Source organism: Pseudomonas sp. KH_046_1, assembly GCF_057839025.1.
On record NZ_CM174481.1, the window covers coordinates 1094752 to 1113308 of the forward strand.

The 18557-nt window shown below is 54.3% G+C and carries 18 protein-coding genes and 1 tRNA gene; 10 read left to right on the top strand and 9 right to left on the bottom strand.

From position 1 onward, the window contains the following. Positions 1 to 32: 32 nt before the first annotated feature. Positions 33 to 344 (bottom strand): DUF3077 domain-containing protein, encoded by a 312-nt coding sequence (locus tag AC3IT9_RS04880; RefSeq protein WP_489272227.1) that lies wholly within the window; start codon positions 342 to 344, stop codon positions 33 to 35. A gap of 606 nt (positions 345 to 950) precedes the next feature. Between AC3IT9_RS04880 and AC3IT9_RS04885 the strand changes: the two genes are divergently transcribed. Next, complete coding sequence (locus AC3IT9_RS04885) at positions 951 to 2741, top strand: ATP-dependent nuclease (protein ID WP_489272228.1); 1791 nt, start codon at positions 951 to 953, stop codon at positions 2739 to 2741. A 674-nt stretch (positions 2742 to 3415) separates the two neighbouring features. Here the strand turns inward: AC3IT9_RS04885 and AC3IT9_RS04890 are convergent. The 4 genes from AC3IT9_RS04890 to AC3IT9_RS04905 form a co-directional block, all read right to left on the bottom strand. Continuing rightward, positions 3416 to 4021, bottom strand: a complete 606-nt coding sequence (locus tag AC3IT9_RS04890) for a hypothetical protein (protein WP_489272230.1) — start codon at positions 4019 to 4021, stop codon at positions 3416 to 3418. Beyond that, the gene (locus tag AC3IT9_RS04895) at positions 4011 to 4898 is read right to left on the bottom strand and encodes a hypothetical protein (RefSeq protein ID WP_489272231.1); all 888 of its coding nucleotides are present in this window, start codon (positions 4896 to 4898) and stop codon (positions 4011 to 4013) included. Before AC3IT9_RS04895 ends, AC3IT9_RS04890 begins: the two co-directional genes overlap by 11 nt. Before the next feature lie 165 nt (positions 4899 to 5063). Further along, the gene (locus AC3IT9_RS04900) at positions 5064 to 5393 is read right to left on the bottom strand and encodes a hypothetical protein (protein ID WP_489272233.1); all 330 of its coding nucleotides are present in this window, start codon (positions 5391 to 5393) and stop codon (positions 5064 to 5066) included. 175 nt (positions 5394 to 5568) lie between these two features. After that, positions 5569 to 5653 (bottom strand) — tRNA-Leu (locus tag AC3IT9_RS04905). 108 nt (positions 5654 to 5761) lie between these two features. Between AC3IT9_RS04905 and queA the strand changes: the two genes are divergently transcribed. The 6 genes from queA (at position 5762) to AC3IT9_RS04935 (ending at position 11862) form a co-directional block, all read left to right on the top strand. Further along, positions 5762 to 6826, top strand: a complete 1065-nt coding sequence (queA, locus tag AC3IT9_RS04910) for a tRNA preQ1(34) S-adenosylmethionine ribosyltransferase-isomerase QueA (protein WP_489272234.1) — start codon at positions 5762 to 5764, stop codon at positions 6824 to 6826. Between the two features lie 14 nt (positions 6827 to 6840). Beyond that, entirely contained in the window at positions 6841 to 7956 is a 1116-nt protein-coding gene (tgt, locus tag AC3IT9_RS04915; RefSeq protein WP_162488928.1) for a tRNA guanosine(34) transglycosylase Tgt, read from the top strand. 43 nt (positions 7957 to 7999) lie between these two features. Continuing rightward, positions 8000 to 8335: a preprotein translocase subunit YajC gene (gene yajC / locus AC3IT9_RS04920; RefSeq protein WP_007982729.1), complete on the top strand. Its 336-nt coding sequence runs from the start codon at positions 8000 to 8002 to the stop codon at positions 8333 to 8335. Between the two features lie 64 nt (positions 8336 to 8399). Then, complete coding sequence (gene secD / locus AC3IT9_RS04925) at positions 8400 to 10268, top strand: protein translocase subunit SecD (RefSeq protein ID WP_150728287.1); 1869 nt, start codon at positions 8400 to 8402, stop codon at positions 10266 to 10268. A gap of 9 nt (positions 10269 to 10277) precedes the next feature. Next, positions 10278 to 11192 (top strand): protein translocase subunit SecF, encoded by a 915-nt coding sequence (gene secF / locus AC3IT9_RS04930; RefSeq protein WP_150728288.1) that lies wholly within the window; start codon positions 10278 to 10280, stop codon positions 11190 to 11192. A gap of 121 nt (positions 11193 to 11313) precedes the next feature. Beyond that, positions 11314 to 11862 carry a glycine zipper 2TM domain-containing protein gene (locus AC3IT9_RS04935; RefSeq protein ID WP_150728289.1) on the top strand — a complete coding sequence of 183 codons (549 nt, stop codon included), beginning with the start codon at positions 11314 to 11316 and terminating at the stop codon, positions 11860 to 11862. 281 nt (positions 11863 to 12143) lie between these two features. Here the strand turns inward: AC3IT9_RS04935 and rnt are convergent, their stop codons facing one another. Beyond that, positions 12144 to 12821 (bottom strand): ribonuclease T, encoded by a 678-nt coding sequence (rnt, locus tag AC3IT9_RS04940; protein WP_150728290.1) that lies wholly within the window; start codon positions 12819 to 12821, stop codon positions 12144 to 12146. Next, positions 12818 to 13864, bottom strand: coding sequence for a dihydroorotase (gene pyrC, locus AC3IT9_RS04945; RefSeq protein WP_489272236.1), 1047 nt, complete (start codon positions 13862 to 13864; stop codon positions 12818 to 12820). The genes rnt and pyrC overlap by 4 nt, the downstream gene beginning before the upstream one ends. A gap of 159 nt (positions 13865 to 14023) precedes the next feature. Between pyrC and AC3IT9_RS04950 the strand changes: the two genes are divergently transcribed. Both AC3IT9_RS04950 and AC3IT9_RS04955 read left to right on the top strand, forming a co-directional pair. Beyond that, positions 14024 to 14929 (top strand): flagellar protein MotY, encoded by a 906-nt coding sequence (locus AC3IT9_RS04950; RefSeq protein WP_150754855.1) that lies wholly within the window; start codon positions 14024 to 14026, stop codon positions 14927 to 14929. 129 nt (positions 14930 to 15058) lie between these two features. After that, positions 15059 to 16276, top strand: a complete 1218-nt coding sequence (locus AC3IT9_RS04955; protein WP_150728293.1) for an argininosuccinate synthase — start codon at positions 15059 to 15061, stop codon at positions 16274 to 16276. 150 nt (positions 16277 to 16426) lie between these two features. Here the strand turns inward: AC3IT9_RS04955 and AC3IT9_RS04960 are convergent, their stop codons facing one another. Then, the gene (locus AC3IT9_RS04960) at positions 16427 to 17125 is read right to left on the bottom strand and encodes a hypothetical protein (RefSeq protein ID WP_489272238.1); all 699 of its coding nucleotides are present in this window, start codon (positions 17123 to 17125) and stop codon (positions 16427 to 16429) included. A gap of 544 nt (positions 17126 to 17669) precedes the next feature. Between AC3IT9_RS04960 and AC3IT9_RS04965 the strand changes: the two genes are divergently transcribed. Beyond that, complete coding sequence (locus AC3IT9_RS04965) at positions 17670 to 18296, top strand: response regulator transcription factor (protein WP_008053528.1); 627 nt, start codon at positions 17670 to 17672, stop codon at positions 18294 to 18296. Positions 18297 to 18376: 80 nt separating this feature from the next. On the opposite strand, the gene AC3IT9_RS04970 is transcribed toward AC3IT9_RS04965, so the two are convergent. Further along, entirely contained in the window at positions 18377 to 18556 is a 180-nt protein-coding gene (locus tag AC3IT9_RS04970; RefSeq protein ID WP_007972325.1) for a PA3496 family putative envelope integrity protein, read from the bottom strand. Position 18557: the final 1 nt, after the last annotated feature.

An 18557-nucleotide genomic window follows, 5' to 3' on the forward strand; every position in this document is an offset into this window, starting at 1 on the left:
ACAAGCCATCTACACCCCACAGGCCTCAACCACTAACCTTCAGCCTTTGCCCCCGCCCGCATAGAAGTCGATGCACAAGCCCGATCCCGAGTAAGCACCTTCACCGCATCATCCACCAACGCCTTACTCATCGAAGTCAAATAATGCGCAGCCCAAGCATGACGGTCAGTGTCTCTGGCATAAGCAGCGTCTTCAGTGAGCGTCTTGGCCAGGAACAGAAAATCGGAAGCCATGGACAACGCATCACCAAGAGGAACCCCGCGAGTGACGTGAAACAGCGCTTGATCCGCACAGTAGATGGCGGGTGTCAGGCCAATGGTTTTGAGCTCAGATTGTTCAGTCATTGGCCACCTCCGAGGATGGAGAGGCAATGGGGGAAGGCGTTACGCGCTTGTGAACTGCGTAGAGGGAAAAGCCAAATTTCAAACGGATTGATACTGCGCATTATCCAACTCCTTGATATGAGGAGCTGCCACGTTCGTTACCACACGAATGGGTGACAGCTGTGCGCAGGGTGGTAAACCGGGAATCAAGGAAACCGGCACGCCCGAGGGCGTCCCACGCACAGCCGCCATAACTCACGCCGCAGACATAAAAAAAGCGCCTGATGACGTGATTGGGGCGCTGTTGCGCCTTGAATAACTCGGGTTACCACACCCGGTCGCTGAATTGGCAGCGACGGTTGGAAGGGTATCGTGCAGTTCCTTCTCCTGCAACCTCCGGAGGCCTCGATCCCAAACCACCCGCGACGAAAGATGTGTTCTGTCCTCGATTTGTTCGTTACGCGTGTGGCGGCCGGTTGAATCCACAGCCAATAGCAGTCATTCAGATGCGTTTACGAAATTAATGGCGATTCAATTTATTTACTTACACCGATTGTCATGCTTCGTAGATTTGGCTCATGATGCCATTTAGATATCAAGCGGATATCACTTCAGGGAATGATTAAAATGAGACTCCATAGATTAGAAATAGCTGGTTTCAAGCGCATCCATTCCGCTACTGTTGAATTTGGCGAAGCGACGTTCTTAATTGGGGCGAACAATGCGGGGAAGAGTTCTGTATTGCAGGCGGTGGAATGGCTGCTTTCGGCTAAAACGGTAATGGACCCATCTTTCTACTGCTCAGAAGCTGATCCTGAAACAGGCGAAAATAAGATTTCTTGTAAGACCATCACATTGGAAGCTGAGTTTCGTGATGTGCCTGACCAGTCCTCCGATTGGAGAGGGTTCAAAGGAAGAGTCTTTAACTATGATCCAGGTGAATCAGGCGAAACAGGAAAGAGTATCTTTTACCGAAAAACTTACACCCTTGGGGAAAGTGTAATTACCGAACTAAAATCTTTTGCTCGTACTCTCAATCCTGATTTTGCAGCAATAATTAAGCCATTGGACCTGTTAGAGCGAGGCGTTGACGAAGGTGTTGTTCAAGAGTTATTCAAAGATGTGGATAAAAAAATTAGCGCTGCCGATCGTACTAAGTTGGAGTTAATTGACGAGATTTGGGGTATTTCAGAGGATGAGGTTTGGGACAAAAATCCTGGCGGAATTAGCGGGGTAGTATTATCAAAATTACCTAACTTTTTGCTTATACCTGCCGAATCGTCAGCTCATGAGTTCGACAAAGCTGGTGTTCTACATAAAACTCTTAATGAGCTCTTCAAGGATGTTAGAGAAACCTCCGAACACTTCAAAACCGCTCAACATAGTCTAAATCTCCTAGCAAAAGAGCTAGATCCTTCCGACGCGGCCTCGGAGTTCGGAAAAATGATGCTAGAGCTGAATAAAGTTCTGAGCGGAGTATTTCCAGAGTCCAGAATTTTTGCTTCTGCAGATCTTTCCGGACCGGAGTCTCTGAATCCGGTCTTCGCAATTGAGATGTCGAGTAACATCCGCACTAGCATCGCTAACCAAGGAACTGGAATGGTGCGGGCTGCAGTATTTGGGCTTCTGCGGTTCCGCCAACAATGGCTCAAAAAAAGGGGAGGTAATGATGATCGTGGACTAATAATAGGCTTTGAAGAGCCCGAAATATTTCTTCATCCAAGCGCAGCGAACCAAATGCGTGATTTGATTTACGAGCTTTCTGGCGGCACGTCTCAAATAGTAGCTACCACCCACTCACCGTACTTAATCGATTTGGCTAGAAAACCTAGACAGGTTTTAAATCGGTTCCATTATGAACAAGGCCACTCCACAATATATGCCTTCTCCGTTTCTGAGAAGTTTCGAGAGCTTCAGGAAAACGATAAAGATCAAGTAAAGATGCTAATCAAGCTTGATGATCACGTATCACGAATATTTTTTACTCGCAAGGTTATTGTAGTAGAAGGCGATACTGAAGAAGTTCTAATAAAGGAAGCGATCCGTCGAATGACTCCGGAGCTTCGAGCTAAAGTGTTGTCCGGAAGCGAAATAGTTAAGGCCAGAGGCAAGGCTGCAATCATAGGGCTGGTTAAATACCTTAATGCGTTAAATGTTAATTTTTTTGTAATTCATGATAGAGATCAAGGCACCGCTGGCGCCGAAATATTCAACCAGCCAATAGCCGATGCTGTTGGAGATAACGAGAAAGTTATTATGCTTCATGAGTGCGTAGAAGACTTAATGGGCTATCCCGCCCCTAACTCAGAAAAGCCGTTCAAAGCATATAAGGAAACTTTAAGCTGGAACGAAAGCTGGGAGGGTGTTCCGCAAGCGTTGAGAGATGTAATGGCGAAAGCGTTTAGTCCTTTTATATAGTTATATTTATTCGGCATTCATTCGATAAATAAAACTAAATCTCACCGTAAACTATGTTATGGGGAACGCCGGATCTCTTGCGCAGGCGCTTCAGCACCATCACACCGAGGCTGCTCGGGTCCGACTCCGGCGCTGGCTCAGCTTGCCCAAGTGGTGCTCGGCGTGCTGATTGGCGCCGTCCTGGCTCGCGCGCACAGCCAGCAGCGGGCTAAAAGGGGACAGATTTATTTTCCGGCTAAGAGAAATAAATCTGTCCCCTTTCTTCCATAACCAAATCATCCCGCAAAATCGGACTTTGGCCTTCCGACTCATGAGCCAATTTGAGGGGGAAGTGGGCAACAGTTTCAAGCTGTACTTCCATTTAGTGGATAGGAAGCAGATTTATTATCCGTGGTCCAATTTTTTGTCATTTTTTCACTTGTTTACATTCATTTAACGGGAATCAATTTGTCCCAGTTTTCACACATTCATACGATTGACATTAAAGGGTTTCCGTTGGGAATTTACTTTGTCCGATATCTAAGTAAGAGTATTGTTTACACCTCGGCGGGGGGGGCGAACTGAGGTGCTAGCCTGAACTGGGCCTCTATTTGGAATGGGTAGCCGATAAGCTCGAAGCACGCTATCGACCAATAAAGGACCGTATCAAGCGGTTAGGAATAAGTGCGATGTATTTAACTCAACGACCTCATGGAGGCAATTGCATCCCTAACCTCAGTCCAGAAAGTATTTCTGTCAAATGGTACCCTTTCATATGGATATCGAACTTCTGCATCTGTTCCCAGCACAAGAGGCGCGTTGCCACTCATTTCACTTAACGCAACCAGGGTCACCGCCTTTTCGTCTAGTTCGACCAAACTTTGATGGAATACACCCTGTTCTACGCGGTATTGCCCTCCTGAACCGTGAACTCTATTCACAGATTCTGATAGAGCCAAGGTTGCCCCAGTTTTCACGATCTCAGAGCCGCCATCAAAGTAGTTTACCTTGTAGGCTGAATGTTCACTTCCATCCACAGTACGATACTGAATATCCCTAACGTTACCTGCCAGCACCAAACTGGACAAAGCATAAGAGTGTGTATGTATTGGCCAGTTTGGGTTTTTTGTTCTACGATTCCCACTCGGCCAATAGTGAACTCGAATATCATATTCGCCTTTTTTGGACGAAATAAGGCACGAAACAAAACCGAGTGGATGCCAAAGCGGAGTGCTACTTTGTGATAATTGATAAATGTTATCTTCAAGAAAGCTTAAGTGCTCGACGGCATTAATTTTCATAAGGGTTCTTCGATTTAATGCAGGCAGATAGGATGTTTTCCGAACCTAGGCGGCGACATAGATCGGACAGCTCAGCATTGTTCATCACGGAAATGACGTCGATTTCTTGGATCTCGCCAATCTGAATGTTTTTGCGCATCCCTGTTAGATCGACTTTTCGAGACTGATCTTTAGCCGTTCTCATTTGGAGTTCGAAATGCTCATAGGTAAAATGTTTTTTTGAGATTTTTAGAGCCGGGCTTCTCCGATCCTCAACAGTTAAAATCATCGCTTCATCATTTGAATCAATACGGATAGGGTCAAATGATTTGCTTAGATAAACCTCAATAGCCATATTTTTTTTAGTGGCGTACCATGAGGCGATAATTATTGTAACTGCCACTTCAGTCGCCACAAGATCAGCTGTGTATCTCGTACCCTTATCTATGGCGTTTATTCCGGCTCTGTATTCAGCGTGCAACTCGCAAAGATCGTTGTCATCTGGATCGATAAGACAGGCGATTACATGGATGTTCTGCTTTGCCGATAATGTGGGCAATACTTTTCCTCGCAGGTACCTTCCAAAATTGCCTTTGTATCGCCAACGGTTAGCGGACTCAAGTAATAGATCAAATTCTTTAGTTATTTTTCCGGGAGGGATTTCAATGCTTTCACCCTTTTCCGGCGTAGGCATGAATGGCACGATGATGATAAACCCGAATAGGGCGGTTATTAGGGCTGAAGAAATTGATTTGGCCTGATCTTTTAGTATGGCTGTTACGGTAGTCTCACCCATAAGATAAGTGACAAATAAAGAAATTAAAAACAAAGCAATAAGTAGGGCAACAAAAGTCCTTTTGTGATGTTTCGGTAGGCTTATTATTTTTTCAGCATCCATTGCAATCTCCACAAGCTAATATTTAGTTTAACTATATCACTACTTTCTGACAAAAAAGACGGGAAAGGTACTGGGAAAGCGGACAGATTTATTATTGGAATAGGCGGGCTTCCGACGTCGGTCCGGCTATCGGGCGTTCCTGCTTTGTAGGTCGCCCGCCTTCATTCATTGAATGTCTTTCAGATAATCCTTGAGCGCAGTGAGCGGGACATCAAGCTGCTCCATAGTCTGAATCCCAGCAAATTCACCCGCCAACCTCCGCAACTCCCGCCCCAGCGGCTTATCAACACCACCAATAGCCTCCAACGCCAACCCCACACACTCATCCACCTTCAACTGAATCGCCTCAACATCCCCCCGCCGCACCAGCAACTCAAACACATCCCGCTGGTAGTCACCCATCACCAGATCGTCACGCAAAATCGGGCTTGAATCTTCCGATTCATAAGCCAGCTTGAGGGAGAAGAGGGCGACGGTTTCCAGGTGCAATTCCATGGGGGGAATCCTTGTGAAATGTTCCGCGCGTGTCGGGTGCGTGGAAGAAAAGCGAGATCAAAAGATCGCAGCCTTCGGCAGCTCCTACAGGTCGGCGCGTTGTCGGTGGGGGGGTGTCAGGTACTTTTTTGCAGACGAAAAAAAAGGCCTTGCAAAGCAAGACCTTTCTTAATTTTGGTGCCCCGAGGGAGACTCGAACTCCCACTCCTTTCGAAAACGGATTTTGAATCCGCCGCGTCTACCAATTCCGCCATCAGGGCTCAATGGCGGCGAAGTATAGAGATGAGATAACCGCTGGTCAATCAGGTACATGGAGAATTTTTGATATTTCCGCTAGACTTCCCGGCCCTGCTAGACGACACCCCATCATGCGCGTTGCTGACTTTACCTTCGAGCTCCCTGATTCGCTGATCGCCCGCCACCCTTTGGCCGAGCGTCGCAATAGTCGCCTGTTGACCCTGGATGGGGTCAGCGGCGCCCTGGCACACCGTCAATTCACTGATTTGCTGGAGCATTTGCGCCCCGGCGATTTGATGGTGTTCAACAATACCCGGGTGATTCCGGCGCGGCTGTTTGGCCAGAAGGCTTCCGGCGGCAAGCTGGAAATCCTGGTGGAGCGGGTGCTCGACAGTCATCGCGTGCTGGCCCATGTGCGTTCCAGCAAGTCGCCCAAGCCTGGGTCGAAGATCTTGATCGACGGTGGTGGCGAGGCCGAGATGCTGGCGCGGCACGATGCGTTGTTCGAACTGGGGTTCGCCGAGGAGGTGTTGCCGCTGCTCGACCGCGTCGGGCACATGCCGTTGCCTCCTTATATAGACCGCCCCGATGAAGGCGCCGACCGTGAGCGTTACCAGACCGTCTACGCCGAGCGTTTGGGCGCGGTGGCGGCGCCGACGGCGGGGCTGCATTTCGATCAGGTGCTGATGGAGGCGATTGCCACCAAGGGCGTCGAGACCGCGTTCGTGACCCTGCACGTCGGCGCCGGTACGTTCCAGCCGGTGCGCGTCGAGAAGCTCGAAGACCACCACATGCACAGCGAATGGCTGGAAGTCGGCCAGGACGTGGTCGATGCCGTTGCCGCCTGCCGCGCTCGCGGTGGTCGTGTGGTGGCGGTGGGGACTACCAGTGTGCGTTCCCTGGAAAGCGCCGCCCGCGATGGCGTGCTCAAGCCGTTCAGCGGCGATACAGACATTTTCATCTACCCTGGCCGGCCGTTTCATGTGGTCGATGCCCTGGTCACCAACTTCCATTTGCCCGAATCCACGCTGTTGATGCTGGTTTCGGCGTTCGCCGGTTATCCCGAAACCATGGCCGCCTACAAGGCTGCCGTGGACAACGGTTACCGCTTTTTCAGCTACGGTGATGCGATGTTCATCACGCGTAATCCTGCGCCGACTGCCCCTAAAGAATCGGGCCCAGAGGAAACAGTATGAGTCGCACCTGTCGTATGTCTTTCGAGCTGCTGGCCACTGATGGCAAGGCTCGCCGCGGTCGTTTGACCTTCCCGCGCGGTACCGTCGAGACCCCGGCCTTCATGCCGGTGGGCACCTACGGCACGGTCAAGGGCATGCTGCCACGGGATATCGAGGCGACTGGCGCTGAAATCATTCTGGGCAACACCTTCCACCTGTGGCTGCGCCCGGGCACGGAAGTGATCAAGAAGCACGGCGACCTGCACGATTTCATGCAGTGGAAAGGCCCGATCCTGACCGACTCCGGCGGTTTCCAGGTGTTCAGCCTGGGCGCCATGCGCAAGATCAAGGAGGAGGGCGTGACCTTCGCTTCCCCGGTTGACGGCGCCAAGGTGTTCATGGGCCCGGAAGAGTCGATGCAGGTCCAGCGTGACCTGGGCTCCGACATCGTGATGATTTTCGACGAATGCACGCCATACCCGGCCGACGAAGACGTCGCCCGTATTTCCATGGAGTTGTCCCTGCGTTGGGCCAAGCGTTCGAAAGAAGCCCATGGCGAGAATACGGCGGCGCTGTTCGGCATCGTGCAGGGCGGTATGCACCAGGACCTGCGCATGCGCTCCCTGGAAGGCCTCGACAAGATCGGCTTCGACGGCCTGGCCATCGGCGGCCTGTCGGTGGGCGAGCCCAAGCACGAAATGATCAAGGTGCTGGATTACCTGCCGGGCATGATGCCGGCTGACAAACCTCGTTACCTTATGGGCGTTGGCAAACCGGAAGATCTGGTTGAGGGTGTGCGCCGCGGTGTGGACATGTTCGATTGCGTGATGCCAACCCGTAATGCCCGCAACGGGCATCTGTTCATTGATACCGGCGTGCTGAAGATCCGTAACGCGTTCCATCGCCATGATGATTCGCCGCTCGATCCGACCTGCGATTGCTATACCTGCCAGAACTTCTCCCGCGCTTATCTGCATCACCTGGACAAATGCGGCGAAATGCTGGGAAGCATGCTCAATACCATCCATAACTTGCGCCATTATCAAGTGCTTATGGCTGGTTTGCGCGAGGCTATTCAACAGGGTACATTGGCCGCCTTTGTCGATGCCTTCTACGCCAAACGCGGGCTTCCCGTGCCGCCTTTGGACTGAGTTTACTGACCCCAAGATTCAACATTTGCAACTGGAGTGCTAAATGAGCTTTTTTATCTCTAATGCCATGGCTGACGCCGCTGCACCTGCTGCCGGCCCAATGGGCGGCGGTTTCGAGTGGATTTTCCTGGTCGGTTTCCTGGTCATCTTCTACCTGATGATCTGGCGTCCACAGGCCAAGCGCGCCAAAGAGCAGAAAAACCTGCTGAGCAGCCTGCAGAAAGGCGACGAAGTTGTGACCACCGGCGGTATTGCCGGCAAGATCACTAAAGTGGCCGACGATTTCGTCGTTCTGGAAGTTTCCGACACCGTCGAAATGAAGTTCCAGAAAGGCGCCATCGCCGCCACGCTGCCAAAAGGCACGCTCAAAGCGATCTAAGTTTCAACTTCATTTTCAATCGACGGGGCGCGCAAGGCGCCCCGCGTCATAAACGGGCGGCGTGATGCTGAACAAATATCCTCTGTGGAAATACATTCTGATCCTGGCGGTGCTAGCGATCGGTCTGATTTATTCCGCTCCCAATCTTTATCCTGATGACCCGGCCATTCAGGTCAGCGGTGCAAGCACTGCGCTGCAGGTCAATCAGGCTGATCTGGATCGTGTGAGCGCTGCGCTCAAGGAATCCGGGATCAACGTCAAGGCTGCCACGCTGGCAGAGGGCGGCAAGGGTGGGCTGATTCGCCTGACCAAGGCTGAAGACCAGCTGCCGGCCAAAGACGTCGTGCGCAAGGCATTGGGTGATGACTACGTCGTTGCACTGAACCTGGCACAAACCACCCCGCAATGGCTGCGCAACCTCGCTGCGCACCCGATGAAGCTGGGTCTGGACTTGTCCGGTGGTGTGCACTTCCTGCTGGAAGTGGACATGGACAAAGCCCTCGACGCGCGCCTGAAAGTCTACGAAGGCGACGTCAAGAGTCTGTTGCGTAAAGAGAAACTGCGCTATCGCAGCCTGCCGCAACTCGATGGCGCCATTCAGCTGGGCTTCTCTGATGAAGCGACCCGCGAACAGGCCCGTTCGATCATTCGCAAGAACTTCAACGATTTCGACATTGTTCCGGCCGACCTCAATGGTCAACCGGTGCTGCGTCTGGCGATGACCCCGGCCAAGCTGGCGGAAATCCGCGAATACTCCATCAAGCAGAACTTGACCACGGTACGTAACCGCGTCAACGAGCTGGGTGTTGCCGAACCGATCGTCCAGCGTCAGGGCGCCAACCGTATCGTGGTTGAGCTGCCGGGCGTGCAGGACACCGCCGAAGCCAAGCGTATCCTCGGCAAGACGGCCAACCTCGAGTTCCGTCTGGCCGCTGAGCCTGGTGCTTCGAAAGCCACTTCCGAATCCTTCGAGTTCCGTGAGGGCAACCGTCCTCCTGCGCTCATCGAGCGTGGCCTGATCATCACCGGTGACCAGGTGACTGACGCCAAGGCCGGTTTCGGTGAGCAGGGCACTCCGGAAGTGAACATTCGTCTGGACGGCCACGGCGGCGAGCTGATGAACCGTGCGACCCGTTCGAACGTCGGTCGCAGCATGGCGGTGATCTTCATCGAGCAGCGTCCGGTTACCACTTACGTCAAGCAAGTGGTCAACGGCGTCGAGAAAGACGTGCCGGTGCAGACGTTCAAGGAAGAGAAGAAGATCATCAGCCTGGCGACCATTCAGTCGCCGCTGGGCGCGCAGTTCCGCATCACCGGCCTGAACGGCCAGGGCGAATCGTCCGAACTGGCGCTGCTGCTGCGTGCCGGTGGTCTGGCGGCGCCGATGTACTTCGCTGAAGAACGCACCATTGGCCCGAGCCTGGGTGCCGACAACATCACCAAGGGTATCGATGCATCGCTGTGGGGCATGCTGTTCGTCTCGCTGTTCATCATGGCCATCTACCGCTTCTTCGGCCTCATCGCCACCGTCGCGCTGACGGTGAACATGGTGATGCTGCTGGCCTTGATGTCGCTGCTGGGTGCAACGCTGACCCTGCCGGGTATCGCCGGTATCGTGTTGACCATGGGCATGGCGGTCGACGCCAACGTGCTGATCTTCTCGCGGATCCGTGAAGAGATCGCCGCCGGCATGACCGTGCAGCGTGCAATCAACGAAGGCTTCGGCCGGGCATTCACCGCGATTCTCGACGCCAACCTGACCACTTTGCTGGTCGGCGGCATCCTCTTTGCCATGGGCACAGGTCCGGTCAAGGGCTTCGCAGTGACCATGTCCCTCGGGATCTTTACCTCGATGTTCACGGCCATCATGGTGACCCGCGCGATGGTCAACCTGATCTTCGGCGGTCGTGACTTCAAGAAGTTGTGGATTTAAGGGGCTGCCATGTTACGTACAATCAACTTCATGGGCGTTCGCAACTTCGCGTTCGGCGTCACATTGTTCCTTACCGCACTGGCAATATTCAGTGTCTTCCATAAGGGCATGAACTGGGGCCTGGACTTCACCGGCGGTACGCTCATCGAGCTGACCTACGAGCGTCCGGCTGACGTCTCCAAGGTGCGTGAGCAGCTGGTGAGCGCCGGTTATAACGATGCGGTCGTGCAGAACTTCGGTGCAACCACCGACCTGCTGGTGCGCATGCCTGGCGAAGACCCACAACTGGGTCACCAGGTAGCCGAAGCCTTGCAGAAGGTCGGCGGCGATAACCCGGCGACGGTCAAGCGTGTCGAGTTCGTCGGCCCGCAGGTGGGTGAAGAGCTGCGCGACCAGGGCGGCCTCGGCATGCTGATGGCGCTGGGCGGGATCCTGATCTACCTGGCTTTTCGCTTTCAGTGGAAGTTTGCGGTCGGTGCGATCGTTTCCCTGATCCACGACGTGATCGTGACCATCGGTATCCTGTCGTTCTTCCAGATCACCTTCGACCTGACGGTGCTGGCGGCGGTACTGGCGATCATCGGTTACTCGCTCAACGACACCATCGTGGTATTCGACCGGGTTCGTGAGAACTTCCGTGTACTGCGCAAGGCCAGCCTGATCGAGAACATCAACATCTCGACCACGCAAACCCTGCTGCGGACCATGGCGACTTCGATCTCCACCTTGCTGGCGATCGCGGCCCTGCTGTTCTTCGGTGGCGACAACCTGTTCGGCTTCTCCATCGCCCTGTTCATCGGTGTTCTGGCGGGTACTTACTCGTCGATCTACATCGCGAACGTGGTGCTGATCTGGCTGAACCTGAGCACGGAAGACCTGATTCCTCCGGCCAATACCGAGAAGGAAGTCGACGACCGTCCTTGAAGGAAAAGTCTTTAAGCGATGTAGTCCGAAAAAGGCGCGAGTTGAACTCGCGCCTTTTTTTGTGCTCCAAGGCAGGGAGAAGCGCGGACACGTTCCGCATGTGATGGTCCAGGAGGTTCATGTGAACAAGTCGATGCTGGTTGGTGCTGTACTGGGTGCTGTCGGTGTAACTGCCGGGGGTGCTGTGGCCACCTACAGCCTGGTTAAAAGCGGCCCGGAGTACGCGCAAGTACTCGCCGTTGAGCCGGTCAAGACACAAATCAAGACTCCACGTGAAGTATGCAAGGATGTAGCGGTCACCCGGCAGGCGCCGGTGAAAGATCAACATCAGATCGCCGGTACGGTGGTCGGTGCATTGGCAGGTGGTTTGCTGGGTAACCAGATCGGTGGCGGCACCGGTAAGAAGATCGCCACGGTCGCAGGTGCTGTCGGTGGTGGTTACGCCGGCAACAAGGTGCAGGAAGGCATGCAAGAGCGTGACACCTACACCACCACCCAGACCCGCTGTAACACGGTCAACGACATCAGTGACAAGGTTGTAGGTTACGACGTGCGGTATTCGCTGGACGGCAAGGAAGGCAAAGTGCGCATGGATCGTGATCCAGGCAACCAGATTCCGGTGGATAAGGAAGGCAAGTTGATTTTGTCGGAGAATCAGGCGGCTCAGTGATCTGCTGACTCTGGATGAAAAAGATGCACCCTGCGGGGTAATGCCAGTCAGTTAAGCTGACTGGCATTTTTGTTTTTAATCGGATACTTCGGGGATTTGAGCCTGATTGCCCGGGGATAAATGCGCTCTTCCCGGCGATGGCTGTACAGGTCGACGATTTCATCGGATGGGAAACATGGGAGCGGGCTTGCTCGCGAAGAGGGAGTGTCAGCCAGCATTTTTGTTGAATGACACACCGCTTTCGCGAGCAAGCTCGCTCCCACATTGATTCGAGAGTGCACTCAGTCGTTGAAGTCTTCCCAGCCACCCATCTGTTTCCAGCGATTGACGATGCCGCAGAACAGCTCGGCCGTCTTCTCGGTGTCATAGCGAGCCGAGTGAGCCTCACGACCGTCGAAGTCGATGTCTGCTGCCTGGCACGCCTTGGCCAGCACGGTCTGGCCGTAAGCGAGGCCGGCGAGCGTTGCGGTATCGAAACTGGAGAACGGGTGGAACGGATTGCGCTTCATGTCCAGCCGCGCAACCGCAGCATTGAGGAAGCCCAGGTCGAAGCTGCTGTTATGCCCGACCAGGATCGCCCGTTTGCAACCATTGGCCTTGAGGGCCTTGCGCACGCCGCGGAAGATATCGTTCAGGGCCGACTCTTCACTCACTGCCATGCGCAGCGGGTGATCGAGTTTGATCCCGGTGAATTCCAGGGCAGCGGCTTCGATGTTCGCGCCTTCAAACGGCTCGACACGGAAGAAGTAGGTGTGATCCGGGTAAACAAAACCCTTTTCATCCATGGCGATGGTGGTCGCGGCGATCTCCAGAAGGGCGTCGGTGGCCGAATTGAAGCCACCGGTTTCTACGTCGACGACAACCGGCAGGTAACCACGGAACCTTGCCGCCATTGGATGACGAGGGCCGCCTCCGCCGCCATTGCCTTCCAGTTCGTCGTCGAAATGGTTTTCACTCACGCGTGTTCCTCCAGCAGGCGCCAGCGCAGTTTTTCACCGGCGCGCAGCGGGATAACGGTCAGCTCGCCAAATGGCAGGCTGGTCGGGGCGGTCCACTCTTCGCGGACCAGGGTGATGCTATCGGTGTTCGCCGGCAGACCATAGAACCTGGGGCCGTTGAGGCTGGCGAAGGCTTCGAGTTTGTCCAGCGCGTTGCGCTGTTCGAAGGCTTCGGCATACATCTCGATGGCCGCATAGGCGGTGTAGCAACCGGCGCAACCGCAGGCCGCTTCCTTGGCGTGCTGGGCGTGGGGCGCCGAGTCGGTGCCGAGGAAGAACTTATCGCTGCCGCTGGTGGCGGCGTCGAGCAGGGCTTCCTGGTGGGTATTGCGCTTGAGGATCGGCAGGCAATAGAAGTGCGGCCGAATCCCGCCCACCAGCATGTGGTTGCGGTTGTACAGCAGGTGGTGCGCGGTGATGGTCGCGCCGACGTTGGCCGAAGCCGAGTTGACGAACTGCACGGCGTCCGTGGTGGTGATGTGTTCGAAGACCACTTTGAGGGTCGGGAAACGTTCGACCACACGACGCATGTGCTCGTCGATGAAGATTTTTTCGCGATCGAACACATCGACATCGCCCCGGGTGACTTCACCGTGGACCAACAAGGGCATCCCGACTTCGGCCATGGCCTCGAGTGCAGGGAAGATCTTGTCGATGCTGGTGACGCCAGAGTCCGAGTTGGTAGTCGCGCCGGCCGGGTACAGCTTGGCGGCGTGAATGAATCCGCTGGCCTTGGCCTCGCGAATTTCTTCGGGCTGGGTGCGGTCGGTCAGGTACAGGACCATCAGTGGCTCGAACAGGCTGCCGGCCGGGCGGGCAGCGAGAATCCGCTGGCGATAGCCGTCGGCTTCGGCCGCGTTGCGCACCGGTGGAACCAGGTTGGGCATGATGATGGCGCGGCCAAAGGTGCGCGCGACATCCGCGACGGTATTGGTCAACACGGCACCATCGCGAAGATGAATATGCCAGTCGTCGGGACGCAGCAGGGTCAGGCGGTCGGACATGAGGGGATTCCAGGCGGGTCAAACTCAAGGGAATGCTACCGGAAAAGACTCTTGCAGGCACTCGCTATCAAGTTTTGCAGGAAGCTTCCGATATCCAACAGGTATGCCGTAAACATGTGTGTGTCGGTCTTTTTGTTGTAGAAGCCAGTGGAGCCTCCCGTGCGCCAGCGTTTTTTAGCCTTGCTCAGTGTGTTTGCCAGCCTTCCCGCGATGGCGCTCACTTTCCAGACCCGTCTGGAGAGCATTGAGTGGACGGTCGAGGGTGACAAGTTCGAATGCCGCCTGACTCAGCCGATTACTGACTTCGGTTCGGGCGAGTTCGTGCGCCGTGCCGGCGAGCAGGCGACGTTTCGTCTGAAAACCTACAGCCCGATGATTGGCGGTGGCTCGGCGACGCTGCTGGCCGCTGCCGCGCCGTGGCAACCGGGGCGTGACGATATCAACCTGGGCACAGTGAGAATCGGCAGCGGCAACGTATTGTTCAACAGTTCACAGGTTCAGGCCGGACGCCTGATCAGCGGACTGATGGACGGTCGCAGTCCGGTGGTTCGACATTCCTCGGGGGATGGGCGGGTGTCGGAAGTACGCTTGTTGCCGGTCAGGTTCACCAAGGCGTTTGCCGACTACCAGGGTTGTGTGGCGAAACTGTTGCCACAGAATTTCGAACAGGTGAAGCAATCCGAAATCGGCTTCCCCGGCGGCGGAATCGAACTCGACAGCGCCGCAAAAACCAAACTGCAGGTGATGCTGGAGTACATGAAGGCCGATCCGACGGTCAATCACATCGAACTCGACGGTCACTCCGACAACAGCGGCAACCGTCTGACCAACCGCGACCTGTCGCGGCGCCGAGCCCTGGCAGTGCTGGAGTTCTTCAAGGCCAACGGCATCCAGGAGTCGCAAATCACCGTGCGTTTCCATGGCGAGCGTTATCCGTTGGCGCCTAACACCAACAACGCCAACCGCGCGAAGAACCGTCGAGTTGCGGTGCGCCTGGAGCGCGGAGCCCCAGCGGAACAAGTCGCCCCGCAAGTGACGAAAGCGGCCACTTCGGCCACTTCCTGACTCGGCTGTAATCGTCGCGCCCTCGACAGAATCTGTCGCTTCGTCGTCATAAGCTGTCGCGCCTCTGTAAATTATCCTGCATGAGCGGTAGACTTGACGGCTTTCCGTAGAACCCCGTGGAGTGATGGCATGGCGGACGTAAACAAGGTCGTTCTGGCGTATTCCGGCGGCCTGGACACTTCGGTGATCCTCAAGTGGCTGCAGGATACTTATAACTGTGAAGTCGTGACCTTCACCGCTGACCTGGGTCAGGGCGAAGAGGTCGAACCTGCACGCGCCAAGGCACAGGCCATGGGCGTGAAAGAGATCTACATCGACGACTTGCGCGAAGAATTCGTGCGCGATTTCGTTTTCCCGATGTTCCGCGCCAACACCGTTTACGAAGGCGAGTACCTGCTGGGTACTTCCATCGCTCGTCCGTTGATCGCCAAGCGCTTGATCGAAATCGCCAACGAAACCGGCGCTGACGCCATTTCCCACGGTGCCACCGGCAAGGGCAACGACCAGGTTCGTTTCGAACTGGGCGCCTACGCGTTGAAGCCAGGTGTGAAAGTGATTGCTCCGTGGCGCGAATGGGACCTGCTCTCCCGTGAAAAGCTGATGGATTATGCTGAAAAGCACAACATCCCGATCGAGCGTCACGGCAAGAAAAAATCCCCGTACTCGATGGATGCCAACCTGCTGCACATCTCCTATGAAGGCGGCGTGCTGGAAGACACCTGGACCGAGCACGAAGAAGACATGTGGAAATGGACCGTCTCCCCGGAGAAGGCTCCAGATAAAGCGCAATACCTGGAACTGACCTACCGCAACGGCGATATCGTCGCACTGGACGGCGTCGAAATGACCCCGGCTACCGTGCTGGCGACCCTGAACCGTATCGGTGGCGAACACGGTATCGGCCGTCTCGACATCGTCGAGAACCGTTACGTGGGCATGAAGTCCCGTGGCTGCTACGAAACCCCTGGCGGCACCATCATGCTGCGTGCCCACCGTGCGATCGAGTCGATCACCCTGGACCGCGAAGTGGCTCACCTCAAGGACGAGCTGATGCCCAAGTACGCCAGCCTGATCTACACCGGCTACTGGTGGAGCCCTGAGCGTCTGATGCTGCAACAGATGATCGATGCGTCCCAGGTCAACGTGAACGGCGTTGTGCGCCTGAAACTGTACAAGGGCAATGTGATCGTCACTGGGCGCAAGTCCGACGACTCGCTGTTCGACGCCAACATCGCTACCTTCGAAGAAGATGGCGGCGCGTACAACCAGGCGGATGCAGCGGGCTTCATCAAGCTCAACGCCCTGCGCATGCGCATTGCGGCGAACAAAGGCCGGAAGCTGTTCTGAGACCTTTGAAATCGTGATGGATACCTGACCTCGTCCTCGACGAGGTCAGGTACCTGAAAACGGGGTGTGACGCCAGTTACTACGTTGTCGGGTGTTTTCGTTTGCGCTGATGATTTCCTGATTTTCTCCTTCTCGATGGTCTGACCTGTACTACACGTTGTTGTTCGCCGGTTGCCCGGCCTGATCAATGACCGACAACCTGTGCGAGTCCAGATTGTAGGCAACATGAAAGGCGGCACTGCGCTTGCTGGCCTGCTTTGAATGTTTAAGCGCACTGGCCTTCAGTAAAGTCTCCGAAACGGCACAAGTGACAAACAGAATCACGTACGCCGTCTTTTCCCGTGGCCTCTGGAGGTTTTCCAGCAGCGCTCCAAACTCGACCTCCTTGCTCATCCAGCGTGCATCAACGATGTACAGGTCTTTTATAAGTTCCGGTAACCGAAGCTGATGTTGAACAGAGACAGTGGTTTGCAGACCAATCTCGGTTGGCGGGTCCTGTGCGCCGCAGGGCGTTCGAGCTGACTGCCGGTCATTCGTTGACGTTTCCAGAGCGGGATTCTCAGACGACTTCCCGGACGCTTTTTTTTCCGGCCGCCCGGCATCATCCATGACCTTCATGAAGTGCTTTCCCTTTTCAAAGTCGGAGGGCGCATAAAGGGATTTGTAGTTGAAGTTGAGTGTCGCGAAAAAAAGTAAAAGTAAATAAAACGGAAAGCTGATCAGAAACCACACATAGAGTTCTCTTTCCTCTTGGTCGAGGAAGGGTAGAGAAACGGCTGCCGAAGTTTCAGAGAGTGCTGCGAATATCGCGATAATTGTCATTGGGTTGGTGATTCGTTTTTTTATCATGTTCTGTACTCATGCTGGATTGTCTTTTCTCGAATGGTTTATGAGGTTGGTGGGTGTGGTAATTATTGTAGTGAGTTTTATTGCGTGCTGGTTTTGATAAGCGTTTTTATTTGTTTGTTGTGCTGCTCTTCGATTTTTGCAGCGTTGGTGGTGTTTTAATGATTGCTCAAAAAATATTATTTGCTGTAAGAGTAATTGGATGCTTGGTGTGTGATATTTCTGGTGTGAATGTTTAGTGCGTAAATATCAGTTACGTTTTAGCGGAGGGGTAGAGGTTTATGTTTGTCAGGGCGCGACCGTTCAGGCTGGCTCTCGGATAATTTTGGTCGTAAACGATTGAGGTGACGGCTGGAAAGTGCGACACACTGACGCTGATACAGTTTTCAATTCATTCCGTTCGAGGGATTTTTGTAGGAGGAATCCGTGTTGTTTGTAGGGGATGTCTCTTGGTGTGGGTGGCTGGGAGGGGCGACATGCCATGGGTGAAACGACTAGGCTATTGTGCGGGCTCTAAAAATTCGAACAGCGAAAATTGGACTTGCCCATGAATAAAGTGCTGATCGTGGATGATCACCCCGTCATTCGTCTTGCGGTACGTATGCTAATGGAACGTCATGGCTACGAAGTTATTGCAGAAACCGATAATGGTGTGGACGCACTGCAACTAGCCCGTGAACTTATGCCGGATATTGTCATTCTGGATATCGGGATTCCGAAGCTGGACGGGTTGGAAGTCATCGCGCGTTTGTCTTCAACCTCAATGCCTATGAAAGTGCTGATTTTGACTTCCCAGGCGCCGGGGCATTTTTCGATGCGTTGCATGCAATCCGGTGCAGCTGGTTATGTCTGCAAACAACAAGACCTGACGGAGTTGCTCAGTGCAATAAAGGCGGTGTTGTCAGGCTACAGTTACTTTCCTAACCAAGCCTTGCATACCGTGCGTTGCAGTTTGGGCAATGCCAGTGAGGCCGATATGGTTGATCGCTTGTCGGGACGGGAAATGATGGTTCTGCAACAGTTGGCCCGAGGAAAGACCAATAAAGAGATTGCCGATGGAATGTTTCTCAGCAATAAAACAGTCAGTACTTACAAGACCCGCCTGTTGCTCAAGCTAAATGCGCGGTCTCTGGTCGATCTGATCGAGCTGGCACAACGCAATGGTCTGGTGTGATGACGTAACTGCGCGACAAGGGGCGTCTTCCAGAGTATGGCACTTAGAAAAAAGCCTCCGTTTCGGGAGGCTTTCAGGTGTCATAAGTCAAAATCGTAATCGGCCAATTGCTTTTGCAGTCGGCGCTCCTCCAGCAGGTTATCGATGGTGCGGCGTTTGCTCAGATTGGTTTTCGCTACTTCAACCACCGGCTCAGCGTCATCGGTTTCGGCGGTGGTGAAGTCGTCTTCTACGTCCAGTTGCTCTTTGCCAGTACTCATT

Bases quoted from the DNA above. Each gene is read 5' to 3' on its own strand.
- AC3IT9_RS04900 (WP_489272233.1), bottom strand. From the start codon at position 5,393: ATGGAATTGCACCTGGAAACCGTCGCCCTCTTCTCCCTCAAGCTGGCT.
- AC3IT9_RS04960 (WP_489272238.1), bottom strand. From the start codon at position 17,125: ATGATAAAAAAACGAATCACCAACCCAATGACAATTATCGCGATATTC.
- tgt (WP_162488928.1), top strand. From the start codon at position 6,841: ATGTCTTTCGAGCTGCTGGCCACTGATGGCAAGGCTCGCCGCGGTCGT.
- queA (WP_489272234.1), top strand. From the start codon at position 5,762: ATGCGCGTTGCTGACTTTACCTTCGAGCTCCCTGATTCGCTGATCGCC.
- AC3IT9_RS04965 (WP_008053528.1), top strand. From the start codon at position 17,670: ATGAATAAAGTGCTGATCGTGGATGATCACCCCGTCATTCGTCTTGCG.
- AC3IT9_RS04880 (WP_489272227.1), bottom strand. From the start codon at position 344: ATGACTGAACAATCTGAGCTCAAAACCATTGGCCTGACACCCGCCATC.
- yajC (WP_007982729.1), top strand. From the start codon at position 8,000: ATGAGCTTTTTTATCTCTAATGCCATGGCTGACGCCGCTGCACCTGCT.
- pyrC (WP_489272236.1), bottom strand. From the start codon at position 13,864: ATGTCCGACCGCCTGACCCTGCTGCGTCCCGACGACTGGCATATTCAT.
- AC3IT9_RS04890 (WP_489272230.1), bottom strand. From the start codon at position 4,021: ATGAAAATTAATGCCGTCGAGCACTTAAGCTTTCTTGAAGATAACATT.
- secD (WP_150728287.1), top strand. From the start codon at position 8,400: ATGCTGAACAAATATCCTCTGTGGAAATACATTCTGATCCTGGCGGTG.
- AC3IT9_RS04895 (WP_489272231.1), bottom strand. From the start codon at position 4,898: ATGGATGCTGAAAAAATAATAAGCCTACCGAAACATCACAAAAGGACT.
- AC3IT9_RS04885 (WP_489272228.1), top strand. From the start codon at position 951: ATGAGACTCCATAGATTAGAAATAGCTGGTTTCAAGCGCATCCATTCC.
- secF (WP_150728288.1), top strand. From the start codon at position 10,278: ATGTTACGTACAATCAACTTCATGGGCGTTCGCAACTTCGCGTTCGGC.
- AC3IT9_RS04970 (WP_007972325.1), bottom strand. From the start codon at position 18,556: ATGAGTACTGGCAAAGAGCAACTGGACGTAGAAGACGACTTCACCACC.
- AC3IT9_RS04955 (WP_150728293.1), top strand. From the start codon at position 15,059: ATGGCGGACGTAAACAAGGTCGTTCTGGCGTATTCCGGCGGCCTGGAC.